This window comes from Nostoc sp. (assembly GCF_036917655.1).
In the GTDB taxonomy this organism is placed as follows: Bacteria; Cyanobacteriota; Cyanobacteriia; order Cyanobacteriales; family Nostocaceae; genus Nostoc.
In genome coordinates, this window is sequence record NZ_JBALCY010000029.1 from 59,721 (window position 1) to 78,926 (window position 19,206).

General features: G+C 42.9%; 17 protein-coding genes. 6 read left to right on the forward strand and 11 right to left on the reverse strand.

What is annotated here, in order from left to right:
• Positions 1-202: 202 nt before the first annotated feature.
• From lnt to V7K30_RS12515, 3 genes are all read right to left on the reverse strand, one after another.
• A complete protein-coding gene (lnt, locus tag V7K30_RS12505) occupies positions 203-1,834 on the reverse strand; it encodes an apolipoprotein N-acyltransferase (RefSeq protein ID WP_334999758.1) in 1,632 nt (543 codons plus the stop codon).
• The gene (gene gyrA, locus V7K30_RS12510; RefSeq protein WP_334999514.1) at positions 1,815-4,430 is read right to left on the reverse strand and encodes a DNA topoisomerase (ATP-hydrolyzing) subunit A; all 2,616 of its coding nucleotides are present in this window, start codon (positions 4,428-4,430) and stop codon (positions 1,815-1,817) included. Before gyrA ends, lnt begins: the two co-directional genes overlap by 20 nt.
• 394 nt (positions 4,431-4,824) lie before the next feature.
• Positions 4,825-6,129, reverse strand: coding sequence for a chloride channel protein (locus V7K30_RS12515; protein WP_334999516.1), 1,305 nt, complete (start codon positions 6,127-6,129; stop codon positions 4,825-4,827).
• Positions 6,130-6,375: 246 nt separating this feature from the next.
• On the opposite strand from V7K30_RS12515, the gene trmB reads away from it, so the two are divergent.
• The 6 genes from trmB (at position 6,376) to V7K30_RS12545 (ending at position 10,265) form a co-directional block, all read left to right on the forward strand.
• The gene (trmB, locus tag V7K30_RS12520; RefSeq protein ID WP_334999518.1) at positions 6,376-7,011 is read left to right on the forward strand and encodes a tRNA (guanosine(46)-N7)-methyltransferase TrmB; all 636 of its coding nucleotides are present in this window, start codon (positions 6,376-6,378) and stop codon (positions 7,009-7,011) included.
• A 612-nt stretch (positions 7,012-7,623) separates the two neighbouring features.
• Entirely contained in the window at positions 7,624-7,845 is a 222-nt protein-coding gene (locus tag V7K30_RS12525; RefSeq protein WP_334999520.1) for a hypothetical protein, read from the forward strand.
• 27 nt (positions 7,846-7,872) lie between these two features.
• Positions 7,873-8,310, forward strand: coding sequence for a nitrogen fixation protein (locus tag V7K30_RS12530; RefSeq protein ID WP_334999522.1), 438 nt, complete (start codon positions 7,873-7,875; stop codon positions 8,308-8,310).
• A 41-nt stretch (positions 8,311-8,351) separates the two neighbouring features.
• Positions 8,352-8,720, forward strand: coding sequence for a Nif11-like leader peptide family natural product precursor (locus V7K30_RS12535; RefSeq protein WP_334999524.1), 369 nt, complete (start codon positions 8,352-8,354; stop codon positions 8,718-8,720).
• Between the two features lie 75 nt (positions 8,721-8,795).
• On the forward strand, positions 8,796-10,061 hold the full coding sequence (locus V7K30_RS12540; RefSeq protein ID WP_334999526.1) for a nif11-class peptide radical SAM maturase 3: 1,266 nt from the start codon (positions 8,796-8,798) through the stop codon (positions 10,059-10,061).
• 21 nt (positions 10,062-10,082) lie between these two features.
• Positions 10,083-10,265 carry a hypothetical protein gene (locus V7K30_RS12545; protein WP_334999527.1) on the forward strand — a complete coding sequence of 61 codons (183 nt, stop codon included), beginning with the start codon at positions 10,083-10,085 and terminating at the stop codon, positions 10,263-10,265.
• A gap of 146 nt (positions 10,266-10,411) precedes the next feature.
• On the opposite strand, the gene V7K30_RS12550 is transcribed toward V7K30_RS12545, so the two are convergent.
• The 8 genes from V7K30_RS12550 to V7K30_RS12585 form a co-directional block, all read right to left on the reverse strand.
• Complete coding sequence (locus tag V7K30_RS12550; protein WP_334999528.1) at positions 10,412-11,176, reverse strand: peptidylprolyl isomerase; 765 nt, start codon at positions 11,174-11,176, stop codon at positions 10,412-10,414.
• Positions 11,177-11,206: 30 nt separating this feature from the next.
• Positions 11,207-12,247 carry an aldo/keto reductase gene (locus tag V7K30_RS12555; RefSeq protein WP_334999530.1) on the reverse strand — a complete coding sequence of 347 codons (1,041 nt, stop codon included), beginning with the start codon at positions 12,245-12,247 and terminating at the stop codon, positions 11,207-11,209.
• Positions 12,244-13,344 (reverse strand): T3SS effector HopA1 family protein, encoded by a 1,101-nt coding sequence (locus V7K30_RS12560; RefSeq protein ID WP_334999532.1) that lies wholly within the window; start codon positions 13,342-13,344, stop codon positions 12,244-12,246. Before V7K30_RS12560 ends, V7K30_RS12555 begins: the two co-directional genes overlap by 4 nt.
• A 549-nt stretch (positions 13,345-13,893) precedes the next feature.
• Positions 13,894-15,057 carry a phosphotransferase gene (locus tag V7K30_RS12565; RefSeq protein ID WP_334999534.1) on the reverse strand — a complete coding sequence of 388 codons (1,164 nt, stop codon included), beginning with the start codon at positions 15,055-15,057 and terminating at the stop codon, positions 13,894-13,896.
• A 215-nt stretch (positions 15,058-15,272) separates the two neighbouring features.
• Entirely contained in the window at positions 15,273-15,503 is a 231-nt protein-coding gene (locus tag V7K30_RS12570; RefSeq protein WP_334999536.1) for a hypothetical protein, read from the reverse strand.
• A gap of 96 nt (positions 15,504-15,599) precedes the next feature.
• Positions 15,600-15,833: a hypothetical protein gene (locus V7K30_RS12575; protein WP_334999538.1), complete on the reverse strand. Its 234-nt coding sequence runs from the start codon at positions 15,831-15,833 to the stop codon at positions 15,600-15,602.
• 757 nt (positions 15,834-16,590) lie between these two features.
• A complete protein-coding gene (locus V7K30_RS12580) occupies positions 16,591-17,358 on the reverse strand; it encodes a peptidylprolyl isomerase (protein WP_334999540.1) in 768 nt (255 codons plus the stop codon).
• 283 nt (positions 17,359-17,641) lie between these two features.
• Positions 17,642-19,165, reverse strand: coding sequence for an HlyD family efflux transporter periplasmic adaptor subunit (locus tag V7K30_RS12585; protein ID WP_334999542.1), 1,524 nt, complete (start codon positions 19,163-19,165; stop codon positions 17,642-17,644).
• Between the last annotated feature and the right edge of the window lie 41 nt (positions 19,166-19,206).

The window sequence follows — 19,206 nt, forward strand, 5'->3', positions numbered from 1 at the left end:
AACCTGTCCCTCTCCTTGGTAAGGCTACCGTGTACACACAAGTTGGATTACCCCCCTTAATCCCCCCTTTCCAAGGGGGGAAAAAAGAAATCTAGTTCCCTCCTCTTTCCAAGGGGAGGGTTAGGGTGGGGTAAAATCCTGGTTAATCAGCTATTTCAGACTTGTGTGTACACCGTAGCCTTGGTAAGGAGAAGGATGTCCGTTAGGACAGGGTGAGGTTTTTGTTTATTTTTTTTGTATCCCTAAGTTGAATTACCAGCCAAGCTGCTCCAGAAGATATCAACAACAATGGTGTCAACCAATCACCCCAACGCACATATAAAGTCTTTGTCTGTCGCCGATAAATTGTTTCAGCATGAGTTTCATAGGTATTATATCCAGATATCCACAAGGTTCTACCGTGAGGATCTACAAAGGCTGAATATCCCGTATTAGTTGCTCGTGCTGACCATCGATCAGTTTCAATTGCCCGCATCATATCCTGTGCATGGTGCTGAAATGGCATGGATGCAGTGTAATGAGCATCGTTGGAAGAACTGAGGATAAATTGCCCACCCGCCGCAGCTTGACGGCGAAATTGCTCAGGAAAAGCAGATTCATAACATATACTAGCGATCGCGCGACCAAAAGGGGTGTCAAATACCTGATTTGCTGAACCGGGAACTTGGTGTGCATCCAAAGGCGACAAGCGTTGAATTATCCCGCCTAAAATTCCTTCAAAAGGAATATATTCTCCCAAAGGTACTAGTTTGGACTTATCGTAGCGGCTGACAATTTCACCTTTATTATTGAAAGTAAACAAACTAATTGTATAACTGTCTCCCCGTTCGCCAAAAGCCCCAATCCAAGCAACTACACCTTTTAGTTTCACGGCTGCGACTAAGGCAGTTTGCATCAAGTTGCGCTGGAAAATAGGTAAGGCTCCTTCTGGGGTGAGGACTGCATCTACACCTTGGTTTGCTAAAGTTAGATATCCATTGGTGTAATTTTCTTGAGCGCGACGAAACCCTTCAGAACTTCGTAAAAGTCGGTTCGGTATATTACCCTGAACAATCCCCACTTTCAAGGCTGCTTCTGGGGGTTGGGCGATGGGACGGCTATATAAGATAAAACCAATCAAGTGTAAGCTAATTAATAATCCTATGGCAGTAGCTAAGTATTGATTAACGAACCGCAGAGGCGCGGAGAACACAGAGGAAATCTCGGTGTCCTTGCCATGTTGTCGGCGGTTCATCCATCCTTCTGCAATTAAACCATTGACGGCTGCGATCGCTGCTGTCACAGTATTAGGCCCAGAGAGTTGGCCCAGATGTAAAATCACGAGATTATGCGGACTTTGGGTGTAAGCAAGAGAACTCCACCACAAAGGCCCGGCACTCCACAGACTTTCTAAGCCGCACCAGACAGCTGTACCAATTAGTATACGTAGCCACGGTTTTTGCCCGCCCAGGCGAACCATCACAGCCGCCCAAATAGCAACGAATATCCCTCCCAGGACACTGATGAATCCCCAACAAAAAAGCGTGATTGCTAGACTCGGCAACCACGGAACGCCCAACCATGTCATCGGATGAATTCCCGTAATCCAGAATAAGGCGACACCGTGATAACCGATACCCCAGAGGAAGGCATTTTGGATTTTGGATTTTGGATTTTGGATTGAGCTAGAACTAACAACCAAGATCCATAGGGGAGCTAAGGCAATCCAGGCCAATAACCATGCACCTACTGGGGCTACGGTTAGCCCCATTAAAATGCCGCTAGCGAAGGCACTTAAATAAGGGAGTAAGGTGGTTAACCTCTCCCCCTGCTTTTTATTCTGCTTCTTCTGCATCGACAGCATCAGGTGGAACTATTGCCACTCCGGTAATCGCGTCGTCTTCATCTAAACGCTGCACTCTGACTCCAGTTGCCGATCGCGATTGGATAGAAATCGCATTCAACGCTTGACGGATGATAATACCGCGATTTGTTACCATCATGATTTCATCATCATCATTATTCACAATGCGTAGGGTTGCCAACTTGTCTTTGTTTTTGCGGTTTTTGAACTTGGTTGCCATTAAACCCTGACCAGCACGGTTTTGCAGCCGGAATTGGGCAACTGGTACGCGCTTACCATATCCTGCCATTGTAATTACCAATACCCAAGGGCCAACAATGCCACTGCTAGGCACTTCTGCGGACTCTTCATTAATTTCGGTAATTTCGATATCTTCTGTTTCGATAGTTTCGATAGTTTCGATATCTTCAATTTCGGCTTCTGTAACTGAATCCAAAGTTTCAAGAATTGCTGCGGGAAGAATATCCATACCCACCAGTTCATCTTTATTTTTGAGTTTCATGGCTTTCACCCCACGAGTCGCCCTACTTAAAGGACGCAGTTGTTCATGGTTGCACCGGAAGTTAATCGCCATTCCGTTACGAGAACCAATGATTACACTGTCTTCTACTCTAGCGCGTCGCACCCATCGGAGTTGGTCGCCTTCTTCTAAGGAAATGGCAATCAAACCATTGGCGCGAATGTGACTAAACGCTGCCAATTCGGTTTTCTTAATATTGCCGCCCTTAGTGAGCATTACGAGATATTCTTCTTTGCTAAACTCGTCAACGGGTACAATCGAGGTGATTTTCTCCTCTTTGGGAATGGGTAACATCTGCACGATTGGTGTCCCGCGACTGGTACGCGAACTCACTGGAATTTGATACGCTCTCAGGCAGTAAACGACACCACGCTGGCTAAAGAATAAAATACTGTCGTGATCGCAGCAAGTCAAGAAATGCTCAACGGTATCATCATCTTTTACTTTAGCTGCGGCTTTACCTCTGGTAGCACGGCTTTGGGCTTCAAAGGTGTTAACTGGCATCCGTTTGATGTAGCCTTGCTCTGTAACCAAAATTATCGCTTTTTCATTGGCAATTAGGTCACGGTCATCTAGTTCCCCTTCCCCTGGTAAAATCACCGTGCGGCGGGGTGTGGCAAAGCTAGTTTTCAGTTGCCCGACTTCGGTTTCAATGATTTCCAGCACTCTCTCCCGGCGTGCTAAAATATCTTGCAAGTCGGTAATTTTCGCTTGTAATTCATCGTGTTCCAGACGAATTTTATCTGCTTCTAAGGCAGTCAACCGCCGCAATTGCATTTGTAAAATGGCATCTGCTTGCACTTCGGAGAGTCCGTAAGTTGTGATCAGTTCGCCTTTAGCTGTGGGCGCATCTGGTGCATGGCGAATCAAGACAATAATTGGATCTAACTGGGAAAGAGCAATCAATAACCCTTGCAGGAGATGGTCGCGTTCTTCAGCTTTCCGCAGTTCGTAACGGGTGCGTCTGGCAATGGATTCGATCCGGAAATCTAAGAAGACGCTTAAGAACTGCTTGAGGGTGAGTACTTGGGGTTCGCTATTCACCAACGCCAGCATATTCGCCCCAAAGTTGGCTTGCAGTGGCGTTTGCTTGTAGAGGTTGTTTAGAACGACGCGAGGATAAGCATCACGCTTGAGTTCGATCACAATTCGCATCCCGTCGCGATCGCTCTCATCCCGGATATCTGCAATGCCCTCTAGACGCTTCTCGTTGACCATTTCGGCGATTTTTTCAATCAGCGCCGCTTTGTTGGTTTGATAGGGCAATTCGGTGATGATAATTGCTTCTCTATCTGGGCGTCCCCGCTGTTCAACGGTTTCAATGTTAGCGACACCACGCATGGTAATGGAACCACGCCCGGTGGTGTAAGCTTCTCGAATGGCAGATGTCCCCAAAATCTGCGCCCCAGTCGGAAAGTCTGGGCCGTGGACATACTGCATTAATTCCAGATCGGTGATTTCTGGATTGTGGATTACAGCCACCAAAGCATCAATCAATTCGCCCAAATTGTGCGGCGGAATGTTGGTTGCCATACCCACGGCAATTCCAGAGGAACCGTTGAGCAATAACTGCGGAATCCGCGCCGGTAAGACTGTCGGTTCTTGCTGGGAACCGTCGAAGTTATCGGCAAAATCTACAGTTTCTAATTCGATGTCGTGGAGTAGACCAGCACTAGTTAAAGCTTGCAAGCGGCATTCAGTGTATCGCATTGCGGCTGGTGGATCGTTATCTACCGAACCAAAGTTACCATGTCCGTTAACTAGGGGCGATCGCATGGAAAAATCCTGTGCCATCCGCACCAAGGCATCATACACTGCCGTGTCGCCGTGGGGGTGATATTTACCCAGCACTTCCCCCACCACACGGGCGCATTTCTTAAACGGGCGATCGTGGAGCAGACCTAGCTCGTGCATTGCGTAGAGAATGCGACGATGCACAGGTTTTAGACCATCCCTGGCATCTGGCAACGCCCGACCCACTATCACGCTCATGGCGTATTCCAGATAAGACTGCGACATTTCGGTTCGCAAGTCTATCGGGATAATCCTCTCCTGTGAGGTTGTCATAACCTAAAAATCTCCAAAAATCGTAGATTTTAGCTTTTTTACTCAACAAAGCGCAAAATTATTCTAAATTGCTCTTGAATAATTGCCATAATTTGATAGAATCCTAACATATATTGCTTTTTTTTGCCTGGAAGGGTAACTCAGGCGTCTTGCTGGGATATAGTAAATACTCTTAAGCTTTGCTCCAAATTCTAATTTTTTACAAATTATCGGGGTTTAAGTCCCCTGCCTCTTGTAGCAGCACCTTTTGTGTCGGGGTTAAATTCCCATTACAAATGATTATTGAGCGCAGTCTAAGTAACGTAATTGCGAATTGCGTTAGCGAGTCCGCGTACCCCTACGGGGAAGCAAGCTACGTACAGCGTCTCGTAAGAGAGCGTCATTGCGAATTGGTTTAATTTTGAGTTCCCTCAAAAGTTTGCTGGGACTTGAGTTGAGATGCAATCAAGGGAACTTTGGGAGCGAGAAAAAATCCAACTAAACTCGCAAATAGGATCGGTGTCAAAGGACTTAAGTTAGTCAGTTTTGACAGTAGCAAAGTGGTACTTATAGGTGTACGCGTTACGGCTGCATTGATCGCCGCCATTGTACAAATCATCGCAAGGGCGGGATTAAGTCCTGGAATTAAGAGTGCTACTGCTTTACCAATACAAGCACCAGTGAAAAACAGGGGGATGATGAATCCACCGCGCCACCCACCTGTGACGGTAATGCTAATGGCAGCCATTTTAGCAAGAGCTAGAGTTAAGAGAAAAACAGCAGGAAAACTAGTATTTAGGACTGACTCTAACTCTTCATGTCCAAAATAACGGGTTAGCGGGAATAAAACTGCTAAAGTGCCAAGTCCTAGTCCTGCTATGGTTGTGCGTACATAGATCGGGGCGGGAATTCGGGCAAAGAGGCGATCGCAGGCGCGAAAAATCCCCATAAAAATCCATCCCGCTACCGCCCCAATAATTCCGAACATAATAGCGATCGCAAAATCATCAATCTTCTCTAGGTGGTACTGGGGAAAATGCCAAGCGGGTGCAATTCCCAAATGTGTAATTGCGGCAAATACCAGATAACTAGCACAACTTGAAACAATAGCTGGCATCAAGGCTTCGTAATATTCGACGATATGCTGATGGTGCAAAATCTCCAAAGCGAACATTGCACCGCCAAGGGGTGCGCCAAACAAGGCAGTGAAACCAGCAGCCATCGCTGCTAAACTCAAAGTTCTGAGGTCTTCACCTTGAAGTTTTAGGTGATCGGCAACCCAAGTACCAAAAGAACCTGTTACTTGTACGAGTGGTGCTTCTGGGCCAGCACTGCCCCCAGCCGCTATGCTGACTAGAGAAGCCAGAATCATTGAAGGATTTTTGCGAGGATCTAAGCGTCCGCCGCGAAAATGAATATTATCGACAATCACAGCAATTTCACCGGGATTTCCCAAAAAATGAATCACCAGCCCGATAACTAAACCGGCTAATGGCATCACTATCAAAAGGCTAAAACCTTCAAATCGTTGCAGTTGATGAGTTAAAAGCTCTAAAACATTCCAGTACAACGCCGCAAATAGACCGCCAGCAGTTCCCACAACTGCCCAGCGGATCGCCCACTGCGAAATCATCAGCGGATTACGCTTTACCAGTCCAAAAAGTTGAGCAAATGTCCAGCGTTGAGTTTCATTGGTAGTGGAGGGCTTTTTTGGTAACACTGCTTATTTCCTAATTTTGTGAAACGTAAAGTACTGAATATTTACGTTTTTTATGGTATAGGCTATTTAGTTTACTGAATCATCGTCTACAAAAAGCGATCGCTTCCCGATCGAGTATAATTTCAAACGTTTGTGATAGTTCATCAATCGAAAAGGAGTTTCACAGTTAGTCCATTTTGTTAACAAACCCAACTGATTGCGATCGCCCGACACCACAGGATATTTTCACGTAAAGGAGAGCAAATTTTGGCAGCAGTCCGAGTCCGCCAGCATGTTAATCCATTTAATAAAAAGTATCAAACACCAGCAAGTCCCCTTGACTGGGAAAAAATTTATGCAAAGCCAAATCAACCACTACATTTAGATATTGGCTGCGCTAAGGGACAGTTTTTGATGAATATGGCCAAGATAGAACCCGACTGGAATTATCTCGGCTTAGAAATTCGGGAACCGCTGGTGGGGGAGGCGAATAAGTTGCGTTCTGAGTTAGGTTTAACAAATCTGCATTACTTATTTTGCAATGTGAATAATTCATTGCGATCGCTTTTATCTTCCCTCCCTCCAGGAAGTTTACAACGCGTTACAATTCAATTCCCCGATCCTTGGTTTAAAACCCGCCATGCTAAACGTCGTGTAGTCCAACCAGAACTAGTGGCAGAATTAGCTAATTATCTTGCGGTTGGGGGAGTTGTATTTCTGCAATCAGATATGGAATTTGTCGCGGTGGAAATGCGCGATCGCTTTGCTGAAAATCCCGCTTTTCAAAGAGTTGGTACAGAAGAATGGTTAGCCGAAAATCCCTTACCAGTCCCCACAGAAAGGGAAATAGGTACGCAAAAAAAGGGTGAGCCTGTTTATCGGGCTTTATTTGTCAAGCAATAAGTTGTAAATAAAGGGTAGTGATAGTAAGTAAGTGGGTCAAATTAAATATAAAACCTCACCCTGCCTCCCGCTTCCCTCTCCTTAGTAAGGAGAGGGATTGAGGGTGAGGTTTTATCTTATATTTAATTGTGCCTTCCTACTTAATCAAGCGGACATGATATAAGATGTGTACCATTACACGTACCTCGGAGGTGGAGTGTCTCCGACTCTGCTCAATTTCAGTCGTGGTTTAAATAAGAGTCTGAAATTGTCTAAAATGTTTGAATGCGTGAATTTTGAATTGTTAACTGGAGTGTATTTTCATTGGACATTGCCTGGCAGTTGGCAATAATTTTGGGACATAATCATTATAGTTAATGGCCATAATTATCGAAATATTCAATTTGCATTAGTATGCAAGAGTATATGGCTTGATTAACTGATATATGTTCTTCCTCAAAAATCGGATATTTAAAAAGTTATTTTTTAGGGACATAAAAGTTTTATTTATGTCTAATTGAGAATCTTAACAATAGAGTTAGTAGCTTTCATTTTTTCTAAAATGAGGAGATAGTTAGGCAATTTCATTCAGTCTCTAAGCCTAAAATTGTCAATATTCGGAGGAAAAATAACATGGAAAGGAAGTATAACGGTCAACTTGAAATTAACGATCTAATTGATGATGCCGTAAAAAATGCGGTGGAACGACGGAACCAAGGTTTAGATTCAGAAGATGCTTTGTCTGATGAGGAAATGAAAAGTGTTGCAGGTGGAATAACTAGTAATGTTATTAAACCCCCTATTTTGATAGGAATCGTAGCATATCCATATCCAGATAAAACCCTTTTGTCATAACGGTTCTCTTCCTTGGAGGCTCAATTGATGGAAGAATTTGCTGCTGATAAACCTACACTTTGTCCCAGTGCTAGACCCGAATCCGTGGATAGTGTTGTCTTTGGCGTAGTCGGTGGGACAGTGACAGAACCCCGTGTAGCTTATCTCAAAAAGCCCCAACCGATCACGGATGAACTAATAGCAAAAGCTAGTCCAATTACACCTGCCGAAATTTTTCGGACTGCAGCACCTTGCGCTACTAAGGGTTGTCAGCATTTTGATGGACAAGATTGTCGTCTAGCAATGCGAATTGTAGAAAAGTTCGCTGTAGTAGCAGAAGAACTACCACCCTGTTCCATACGCCGAGATTGTCGGTGGTGGCAGCAAGAAGGCAAGGCAGCTTGTATGCGTTGTCCGCAAGTTATTACAGATAACTACAACGCATCTGAGCTAGCAGTTGAGGTGGCAACACCGATTTTTGGTTAAGCAAAGCTAGGTCTGTAGTTAAATAATTTCAGGAGAAAATCGTGTCTATAGAAAATGTTCAAGCCTTTTATGCAAAGCTAGCAAATGATGAGGCTTTTCGCGCTCAAATTCAAGGAGTGACAAGTAAAGATGAATGTAGCCAAATTGTTAAAAGTGCTGGCTACAATTTCACCCAGGATGAGTTTGAAGAATATACGGATCAATTGTTAGAGTCAACTGCTGGCGAAGATGAACTCAAGGATTTAAATGAACAAGAACTAGAAGCAGTTTTTGGTGGTGCTTCATCAATTACTGGAAAGCCTACTATCCGGCCGTTTTATGGAGTTATTGTTTCACCGCCTCATTGTCCGCATAAGCCACCTGGGTATCAGCTTGCTTATGGAGTTATTCAGCCAGATTTTCTTACTTAGATAACAGTTTAGGTTTATGGGGACGGATAGGGATATATTCGTCCTTTTCTCAAGAAATTAATTGAGGGTATTCTAATGACTTATCGCCGAATTAGTTATGCAGTTTGGGAAATTACATTAAAGTGTAATCTAGCTTGCCAGCACTGCGGTTCTCGCGCAGGACATACAAGGGCGAACGAGCTTTCTACAGCAGAAGCCCTTGATTTAGTTAGACAAATGGCGGAAGTTGGAATCACAGAAGTAACCATAATTGGTGGTGAAGCGTTTCTGCGTCCTGACTGGCTAGAGATTGCCCAAGCAATTACCAAAGCTGGGATGCTTTGTGGTATGACGACTGGGGGTTATGGGATCACTTTGGAGACAGCACACCGGATGAAGGAAGCTGGAATTAGTGTGGTATCTGTCTCAGTTGATGGCTTAGAAGCAGCTCACGATCGCCTCCGTGGTAGACAAGGCTCCTGGCAATGGGCGTTTAAGACTATGAGCAATCTCAAACAAGTTGGTATACCCTTTGGTTGCAATACTCAAATCAATCGTCTCTCCGCACCAGAATTTCCACGAATTTACGAGCATCTGCGCGACGCTGGCATCTTGGCTTGGCAAATTCAGTTGACTGTACCAATGGGGAATGCCGCAGATAATAGTGAAATTCTGCTGCAACCTTATGAACTACTAGATGTATATCCGATGATTGCTCGTGTTGCCCAACGCGCAAAGCGAGAAGGGGTACAAGTACAGCCAGGAAATAATATTGGCTACTACGGGCCTTATGAACGAATGTTGCGGGGAGAAGGAGATGCTTGGACTTTTTGGCAGGGGTGCAATGCTGGATTGTCTTCTTTAGGCATCGAAGCCGATGGTGCGATCAAAGGTTGTCCCTCACTGCCTACCACGGCATACACTGGCGGCAACATCCGCGACTATTCACTGCGAACAATTATTGAAGAAACTGAAGAACTACGGTTTAATCTCGGCGCTGATACTCCTAAAGGAACATCACACTTATGGGGTTTTTGCAAGACTTGTGAATTTGCTGAACTTTGTCGAGGCGGTTGCACTTGGACAGCTCACGTTTTCTTTGATAAGAGAGGGAACAATCCTTATTGTCATCATCGCGCCTTGACTCAGGAAAAACACGGTATTCGAGAGCGCGTATATCTCCAGCGTCGTGCAGATGGGAATCCCTTTGACAATGGCGAGTTTGGGCTAATTGAAGAACCAATTAATGCCCCTTGGCCTGAAAACGATCCACTTCATTTTACTAGCGATCGCATTCAATGGCCAGAAAGTTGGGAAGAAGAACCAAATCTAGCACCATCTTTAGCTGCTTCTAGTAATTAAAAACTGCAAAATCCCATTTCTATGAATAATATCTCTAGTGACTCTATCCCTTCAGAAAATACGACTATTCCTGACTCTCAAGCAACCCTATTACCTCGTTCAGGTTGGAATAGTCAATTAGCTTATTTGAGAGTTCTTTTTCGAGCAAAAAAGGCTTTAGACCGCATCGAAAAAGAAGCAGGTATTTTGAGAATTGAAAACTGAATAATTTCAAATAGGACTTACGCAAAATTACACACGCTCAGGGGCAATTCATGAATTGCCCCTAAGAATAAAATCACGCTTTCGGCTATTGTTTATGTAAGTCCTGTGAAAATTAATCTTCTGGCAAAAATCCGAATAAGATTAAACTAAACATTTTTCAAATTTTGCAACCACGCTTCAAACAACGAGTCCATAATTTGTTCTCTTACTGCTTGATTCAATTCTATGGGGAACCACTTTTCCACTCTCAGAACGTGATACCCCACTTTTGTTTGCACAGGACCAATAATTTCACCTTCCTTAGCTTCGGTAAGAGGTTGGACAATTTCCGGTACCAGTTCTACTAAATAGCGAATTCCGACAAAACCGCCATTTTCTTGCGACTGCTTCCCCTTAGAATGTTCCAAAGCCAAAGCACAGAAAGAAGCTTGTCCTTCGCGGAGTATTTGCACGATTTTCCAAGCAGTTGCCAGGTCAGTAACCAGAATTTGCGATAGCGCCACCCGTCTATAGTTGTCGCGGTTAGAAACATAAGCGCCATCCACTGCTGCACCGAACAGATGTTCTTTAAGCTTTTTCTCCAACAGCGCCACTTTAATTCCTTGCGACCACTCGTCTACACTAATGCGCTGCTCCTCTAGCCATGCACTAGTTTCTGCGTTTCCCCATAACTTGTGTTCCAAGCGAAAAGCATCGCCAGCGGCTTGCCATTCATCATCAGATATTTCAATTCCTAACTGATTGCAGTTGGCTAAAACTAATGCCTCACGTTCAGCAGCGATCGCTATTTCTGCAAACCTAGCAGAACGACGCAGATATGTCAGGATTTCTGCATCGGTTGCTGGATGCGCTTGCACGGGTTCGTTGGTTAAAACCTTAAGCGGTAAAGTTTGTTCTAATTGTTCTGTCATGGCTTGATGATATTTAAGTAATATTGTTTTCTATCTGCCAACAAGCAAACGTTCTGTAGGAATTTCGTGAGGTTTGATGCGGTTGCGATGTAAGTCACCGTAAAGGTTGAGGTAGTCGATTTCTTCAGGAGTAAATTTGCCCTTTTGCACACCCTGAATCGCTGCATCTACATGTTCACGAGTTTGCCAACCTGCTAAGGCAACATCTACTGAGTTTTGACTTAAAGAATAGCGATATAAATCTGGGACTGAAGGTTGCCAGCATCCAGTTGGTAGACCAGCTGGGGGTTCCCAAAGGGCATTAAACATACCTGATGACTTAAAAGTAACAATACCAGGCCGATGAGGATCGTTGGCATCCAAATGGGGGAAAACCTTTCTTTGGGCAGTCCGATGTGCCACGTTGTGCCTCACCATCACAACATCCAACAAAGGGCTATTTAACCACTGTTTTGCTAGGTCATGGTCGTGAAAAGAAGCACCAATATAGCGCACTGCACCCATTTTTTTCAGCTTTTCGGATACGCCAAACATTCTTTCTATCTGGCGCTGATACACTGTATTGGGGCCACGGATATCGTCAGAGGCGCTAATGCATTTCTCAAAAGCAGGATGATTATGCTCATCAATCCAGCCCCAGAAAAACACATCAATGTAGTCAATACCCAGGTCGATAAATTGATCGAATAAATAGGTGAATACTGTGTCTGGGGTTCTAATCATGTAACTGACAGTTGCCAGAACTACCTTCTCACGCATTGAGGAACCGCGTCCGCATAATTGGCGGAGCGCGGGACGCATAGAACTATAAAGATATTGATGTAAATCGCTGGAGTAGAAAAAGTAGTTGATGCCTTGGTCGAAAGCGTAAAGGGTATCTTCACTGGAGATGTGGCCCCCACCTCCCAGTCCTAAACAACTAACAGTTAAGTCAGTCCGCCCAAGTTTGCGGTAAAAAGGTAGATCTGATTGAGCAAATCTACTATTAGCAATAGCAAGTTCCTCAGCGGCTGTTAACTGCGGCTGAAAATCAGGAGTCTGAATATCAGGAGCAAGATTAGTAATTTTCATGACTTTAAAGGTGGATAAATATCATCAGATTTGGCATTGAGGTAAGGACGTTGCAGGTCAATTTCCCGCGCGGAGAATTGTGCCAAAATCGATGCCATCCGACCTTCTGGCGAATTATCCTCTTGCTCCCAAGCTTCTATCAAACCATTGGTTATAATTTGACAGCGATTCATCCCAAAGCTTTCTTTTTCGGCAAATTTTTGGTCTGGTTCTTCAGCGATCGCCAACCCTGGTGCAATAATTTTAGTAAATAAAGGCACTTCTGGCAGAAAATGGGATTGGTGTTCTGCATATACCTTTTCTAGTACTGAATGGACAGCTTCATAGTTGTTTTTGTCAAAATAAAGCACCGCTGAGTCATAACGCCCATAATCTGAAGGGTTGTATAACGCTTTAAAGTTGAAAGGCAGGGCGATGGCATTAAGTTGGGTAGTCAAGCTTTCCATGACTGCAACTGCACCATCAGTAGTTAAGTTGAAATAGACTCGGACTATATCTTCACCCCTGTGAGAGCCTGCATTACTAACTGCTATGTAAAAACCGTTTTGCACCAAATTTTTCGGCAGTTTGATAGCAACTGGGTTCCCCACAGTCACAGCTTCGTCTTGCGGTTGTAAATGTTTACTGCGCTCAATGTGCAGAGTCAAACCACCTTTGTGTACTGCTAAAGCGCCATCTGATTCTTCTTTCACCACCAGCCAATCGGCACTAAAGTAGCCTTCACCCTTGTTACTTTCATGGAGGCGATTGTAAAACACCACATCCACGCCTAAAAAGGTGTTATTTTCTAAATTTTGGTTAACTGCTAAATTTGTTGTCTCCCCATCAAGTGCTAAAGCACGTTTTAGGGAACCGTTGTAATAAATGCCGTAGAGAAAATTAGATAGTTGGGCGTTTAAATACTTATTTTGTACATCTGAGGGCAATTGCTGAAATCGTGGAAGTGTCTCAGCTGGTACTTCTACGGGTTTATAATCGGGATGGCTAATACAAAATATGGATTCTATCTGTATTTTATTAACGATATCTTGCAATGAATGCTGCAATGACTCTGGAATAGCTGCTAGTTGTATTGGCAACGGATCTAGTAGTTGCATAGGTGCTTGCCTTTAACTAAGGGGAGATGGGAAGAAAAATGCCATTTTGTGACATACTTCTACACTGACAGCAAGCTGTACAGTGTAGGCTTCTCAACCAATCCAGAAGACAGCTTCTCCTACGGAGACGCTACGCGAACGGAGGCGTTGAGCTTTGTTTAAAGTCCACGGAATGCCCTACCGCAGACTATGAATTCCTTACCTTAAGATGTGCCAACTTACTTTCACGGCACGGCAACTGAGTCGCTTACCAGTTGTCATTATGCAACTGGACAGAGGCTTATCAGACACCAATGTGGGTGAAGTAAACCACAAGTATTTTACCAGAAAAAACTTGTTAAATTGGCGATTCGTCACCCACCCGATCACTCATCTGATTGAAATCAAATATTGCTCAGGGGTGGGACTCGACGCTATAATACTCGCTTTCTCGTGTCGCTATCACCGCTCCAAAATTCATCTCATCACTCCCATTCCCTTCTCTACGAGAGGCTGCACCAACGGGACGCGCTCTTTCGGGGTAGAGTGAGAAAATTCTTTTGGTTTAAGCTAAACGGGAGATAAGCTTGTGGATGTAAGTTCTGATGCTTGCACTCCAAAAATTGTGGGAATCGATGCTTCTGGACGGCATAACAAAGACTTAGCCACTTGCAGCATACAGATACCCGTATTACCAAAAGATTTTTGGTATTGCAGGGTTGATTGAATAGCGAGAATCAAATTCCAACCAGCAAACTGTACGACTCGCTGTAAAAAGTCAGTCCGATGCTCTAAGATTTCTGGAAAGTGATTTAAATATGCGATCGCTAAAGCAGCAACAGAAGGTTGGATTATCTCCAAGGGTGTTGTAGCCATCCGCAAGGATTCATCGATACTCATGGTTTTACTGGTAATCATGCTACTCAACCAGATATGCAAATAACTACCAATGAGTGTACCTAAATCAAAAGCTGGATCTCCCCAACTACATCTTTCCCAATCAATTAATCTTATCGTGCTATTGCCAATACCTTGTTCCCAATCATCAGCCACAAGGATATTATTCAATTTCAGATCATTGTGTGTTAAACAACTGGGTTTTAAAGAATTTCCCAGTTCGGCTATGGCTTCACCTAAACTGTCATATCGTTGATACAGAGAAAAGAATTTCAGCCCATCAGCAGGAACAGAAGCAAAAATTTCTGGGCTAATTCGTCCCAGCTTTTTAACTAAATTGTGAACTAGACTGCTGGCTTGATTTTCCAAAGATGAAGAGAAAAAATCTTGATAATCTTGATGGTTAAAAGTCAGGCGATGGATGCTGGCTATAATTGTACCGATACTAGAGGCGATCTCTGTAGGAAAAATGTTTTCTTTTCCATAAAAAGCCATTACATCCTGATAATTGTCTAGGTAATTAAAAATAATAATGGAATCATCTGGATTAAAATGAATGCCCTCTGATATCCAGTTACGTAACTGACTTAATTCTGGGAATTTCTGGACAAATTCTTGAATTTGCCATTCCTGTAAAAATTCACCTGCTCCTTTTCCTTCTGGATTGAGAGGTTCTTGCTTGACCAGGAGTTTACGGGCGTTTGGTAAATTTAGCAATAAATTAAAATTTTTGGCGGATTTCGGTTCAATCTGGGTGTCAGCCTGTTCTTCTGGCGTACAGAAACCATACTTGATTAGATAATCAAAAATATTTTGGGAACTCAAACAAAATGCCATACTTCAATAAGTATTTAATAGTTGAAAATGTCAAAAAGTTTTAGTTAATACCAATTAGATATTAGGGAGATAAAAAAATAAAATACCCAGCCGCTTATTTTGATATTTTGGCGCTTTTGCCCAGAGGACAAAAGGGTCGGTTGGGCATTTTATTACTTGTAAGTCACTAACAAGGATTAAACTTGGTTTTGTTTAACCATTGATTTTATTAACTATTATCCAACAACTGTATTTGCGTTACCGTAGGTATTAGCATTGACAGTGTTGGCGTTCTTGGTTGCTACTACTACACTACTATTCAATATGGTGTTTGCTATTGAGTTGGCGGCGGTGAATCCACCTGTGATCCCCATTTCTTGAGCGCCTAGTTCTTGAAGAAAGCTTTCGGAATCTTGGAACAATTCAGAACCAACAGGACGCAATTCAAAAATTTTAATGGAAGCCATGATGTTTCTCCTTCAAAAAAAATAATTTGAGCAAATTTCGTTAGTGCCTAACAAGGATTAAACTTGGTTTTGTTTAACCCTTGATTTGATTAACTATTATACAACAACTGTATTTGCGTTACCGTAGGTATTAGCATTGACAGTGTTGGCGTTCTTGGTTGCTACAACTACACTAGTATTACCTGCGGTGTTTCCTATTGAGTTGGCGAAAGTGAATCCACCACCTGTGATTCCCATTTCTTGAGCGCCTAGTTCTTGAAGAAAACTTTCGGAATCTTGGAACAATTCAGAACCAACAGGACGTAATTCAGAAATTTTAATGGAAGCCATGAGATTTCTCCTTCAAAAAAAATAATTTGAGCAACTTTCGTTAGAGTGATTAAACTTTGTTTTGTTTAATCGCTTGATTTCATTATTATTGAACAAACCTTGAAAATCAAGCTTTCTCAGTCGCTTTTAGAGACACAACTAAAGGTTTTATGTCACTAAATTAAAATATTGCTTTGGCAGTAAATTATATTGGGATAGAGCTTTACTACGCCTCATCCATTTTTTATAGTTGGGTATGGCTTTAGTCATATTTTCATCCAAAAGTCTTGTGAAACAAGGCTGAGGGGGAGAAAATTGGTTGTCGTCGTCCACCCATTTTTTCCCCCTCATAATCATTATTAAATATCTGCTGTCTCTTGTTTTTTTGGAATAATTTATTCCTTGGAAGTCCCTTACATTGAAAAAGCCAATGTTTTATGACTACTTTTACAGACATTAGTACAGGAGTTTTGTCTTTTAATGTTTTCTCTGAGCGACTATAGCAATCCTATCTGAGTTGTCATCTTATGGTATTTTTATACTAAAGGGAAATTGTAGGTGATTACGAATGAATAACTTTTTAATAAAAGAACCCCACCCCCAACCCCTCCCCTCAGGCGGGAAGGGGAACTAAAGCGCAGCTTTGGCGGGGTGGGGTTCCAGGTATTATGCTTAATTGCCCGGACATGATATTAGATCCCCGACAACTTTTACGAAGTCGGGGATCTGGACACTGCGAATTTTCACAAATCAGATAGGATTATTATAGGACTTAAGGTTAGGCTTCGGAATTAGAGCTTAAACAATTAGAGTCTAACTGCCTAACAATATCAACTTTAGCGATTTGTTTCTTTAGCCATTCAGAAAACAAATCTGAAGCAATTTTTTGGTATAGGGCATTATCCAATTCCAGTTGAATAATCTCCTCCACCAAAATCAGGTGTACTCCCTTAGAACTAACAATCGGTTTGAGAAGCTGCGGCGGTTTAGCCGCAAAAACAGCAGCAGAAATTTCTGGCTTCAAATCCTGACGATACACTATCCCCCGGTATCCACCTTTTCGACGTAATTCCGTATCCTGGATGTATTTGTGAGCAACATCATAAAAACTTATCTCACCTTCCTTAATCGCATAAAAGAGTTCTATCGCCAAGTCTTCATCATCCAGAAAAACCTCATACATGACCACACCGGCATAATCTAGCTGGTGTTCCAAGAAATAGGGTTCAACTTTATCTGGAAACAGATAAGCCGCTAACTTCCCAGAAATGACGGTGCTGTAGACAATTTCCTCATAATCATCTATGGAAAGACTATGTTTTTCCAACCACGCCCAGGTTTCATCAGCACTATTGAGTTTGTTCATTAACCGGATTTGGTCTGCTACTATCTGAAGTTCCTCTGTCTCTACTTTGAGATTCGCCTCAAATGCGGCGTTTTCTACAACCTTGCGGGTAACAATCCCCTCAACAAACTCAGGAATTTTGCAAGATAGCTTGACTTGAGAAATAATATCTTGGTTGGTAATAGTGATAGTTTGTGACATGATGTTTCTCCTAAGTAGATAGACTAAATTAAATATTTTTCACTGAGAGGAGAGCTTTCCGTTCCCTTTCCTTACTTGTAAAGAGTAGGATTTATGCAGAAGAGATCCCCCAGCCCCCTTAAAAAGTTGGCTCTTTAAGATCCCTCCCTTTTTAAGCTACAGTGTGAACACAAGTCGAAAAAAGCTCGATTTCCAATTGTTCTCTCGTTCCCATGCTCTCATGGGAATAGTCCTGAAAAGGTTAGGTGGTTAGGTTTAGGAATGTATAAGTACCGCGAAATTCCTACAATTTCACCCCACCCTGCTGCAACTGCTTAAACGGATCAAGCAGAAAATCAATAATCCGACGCTGACGCACAACTACCTCAGCCGTCGCTGTATCCCCAGGACGCAGGGCAATACACTTATTAGCTGAGAGAATACAATTTTGTTTTAGGGCAATTTCCAAGTCATAAGCTGCCACCTTTCCATTAGGTGTTTCTACCTCGATGGTAGTAGGAGAAATCTCTAACAATTCTCCTTCCACTATTCCATAATCTTGAAACGGATAAGCATCAAATTTTAACTTGACTGGCAACCCTTTTCGCAAAAAACCACTCTCAGTTGTCGCCATTTGCGCCCGAATTATTAAAGGCGAACCTTGGGGTGCAATCTCCGCAATCATTGCTCCAGGCTGCACTACAGATCCAGCCCGTTGTATCGGTAACTGAAACACTCTACCATTTACAGTGGCTCTTAACTCTCGTTGTCCTAACTGAAATTTTAACGAGACAATCTGACTATTACTTTGAGCAATTTCTGCCTGAAGCGTAGTAATTTCTGTCTCCAAATTCTTCTGTTCTTCATCGATTTTTAGCAAAGCAAGCTTGCCGGAACGAGTTAAGGTCTGATAACTTCTTTCCTGTTCTTTCAGTCGCAACTGTGCCTGCTCAATATCTGCATTTGCTTGTCGAATAGTCCGCTCATAACTACTCTGTTGTTCTACCAAACGTAGTTTAGCCTGCTGAATATCTGACTGATTTTGTTCGTATAACTGTTGCTTCTCTTTAGCTATGTCTTGCTTCTCCACAACATAAGTTTCTGAAATAACCCCTGACTGCCAAAGACGGCGATAGCGTTCAACTTCTTGCTCGCTACTCGCCAAAATACTGTTTATTAACTTCTTAGCAGTTTGATTATGCTCAACAGTTTGCCGTGCCTGATTTACTTGAGCCAATTTTTCGTCTTTTTGTAAATCATAGGAATTCTTAAGAGCATTCAGATTCTGTCGCGCTTGATCAACTTGAGCCTGCTTTTCTAACTGTTGAGATTGATTTTGTTGCTGTTGCGTTGTCAAAGATACAACTAACTGACTTTTAGATGAATTTAATTGAGAAAGTCGATTTAATTGTCCCTCCAACTTCTCCTGTGCCTGACGCAATTCCGCCTTAACTAATTCTGATTCCAACACCAATAAAGTTTGCCCAACTTTAACTGAATCACCTTCCTTTACCCGAATTTGGGCAACAGTACCTGCCACAGCAGCATCCAGCCTAACCGTCTTTCCCTTTGGCTCAAGTCGCCCTGTTGCCGTACCCGTTTCATCCACCTTAGATAGCATCGCCCAAGGTAAAATGATCGACACAAACACTACCAAAAAATATAGTAATCCCCTTGTCCAAACTTGGGGCAAGCTATCAAGTAAATCCTTGGTCGAGTCAGCCCAATCATCAGTGGATCTAGCTGGTGTTTGCTCCCTTAAAATTTCTTCCCCCTGTTCTACCTCATGGATTTGGGTTTGAACCTTTCCATTCAATGTCTTTGGCATGATTTTTCCTGATATCAATTTGGGATTTGGGATTTTAGGAG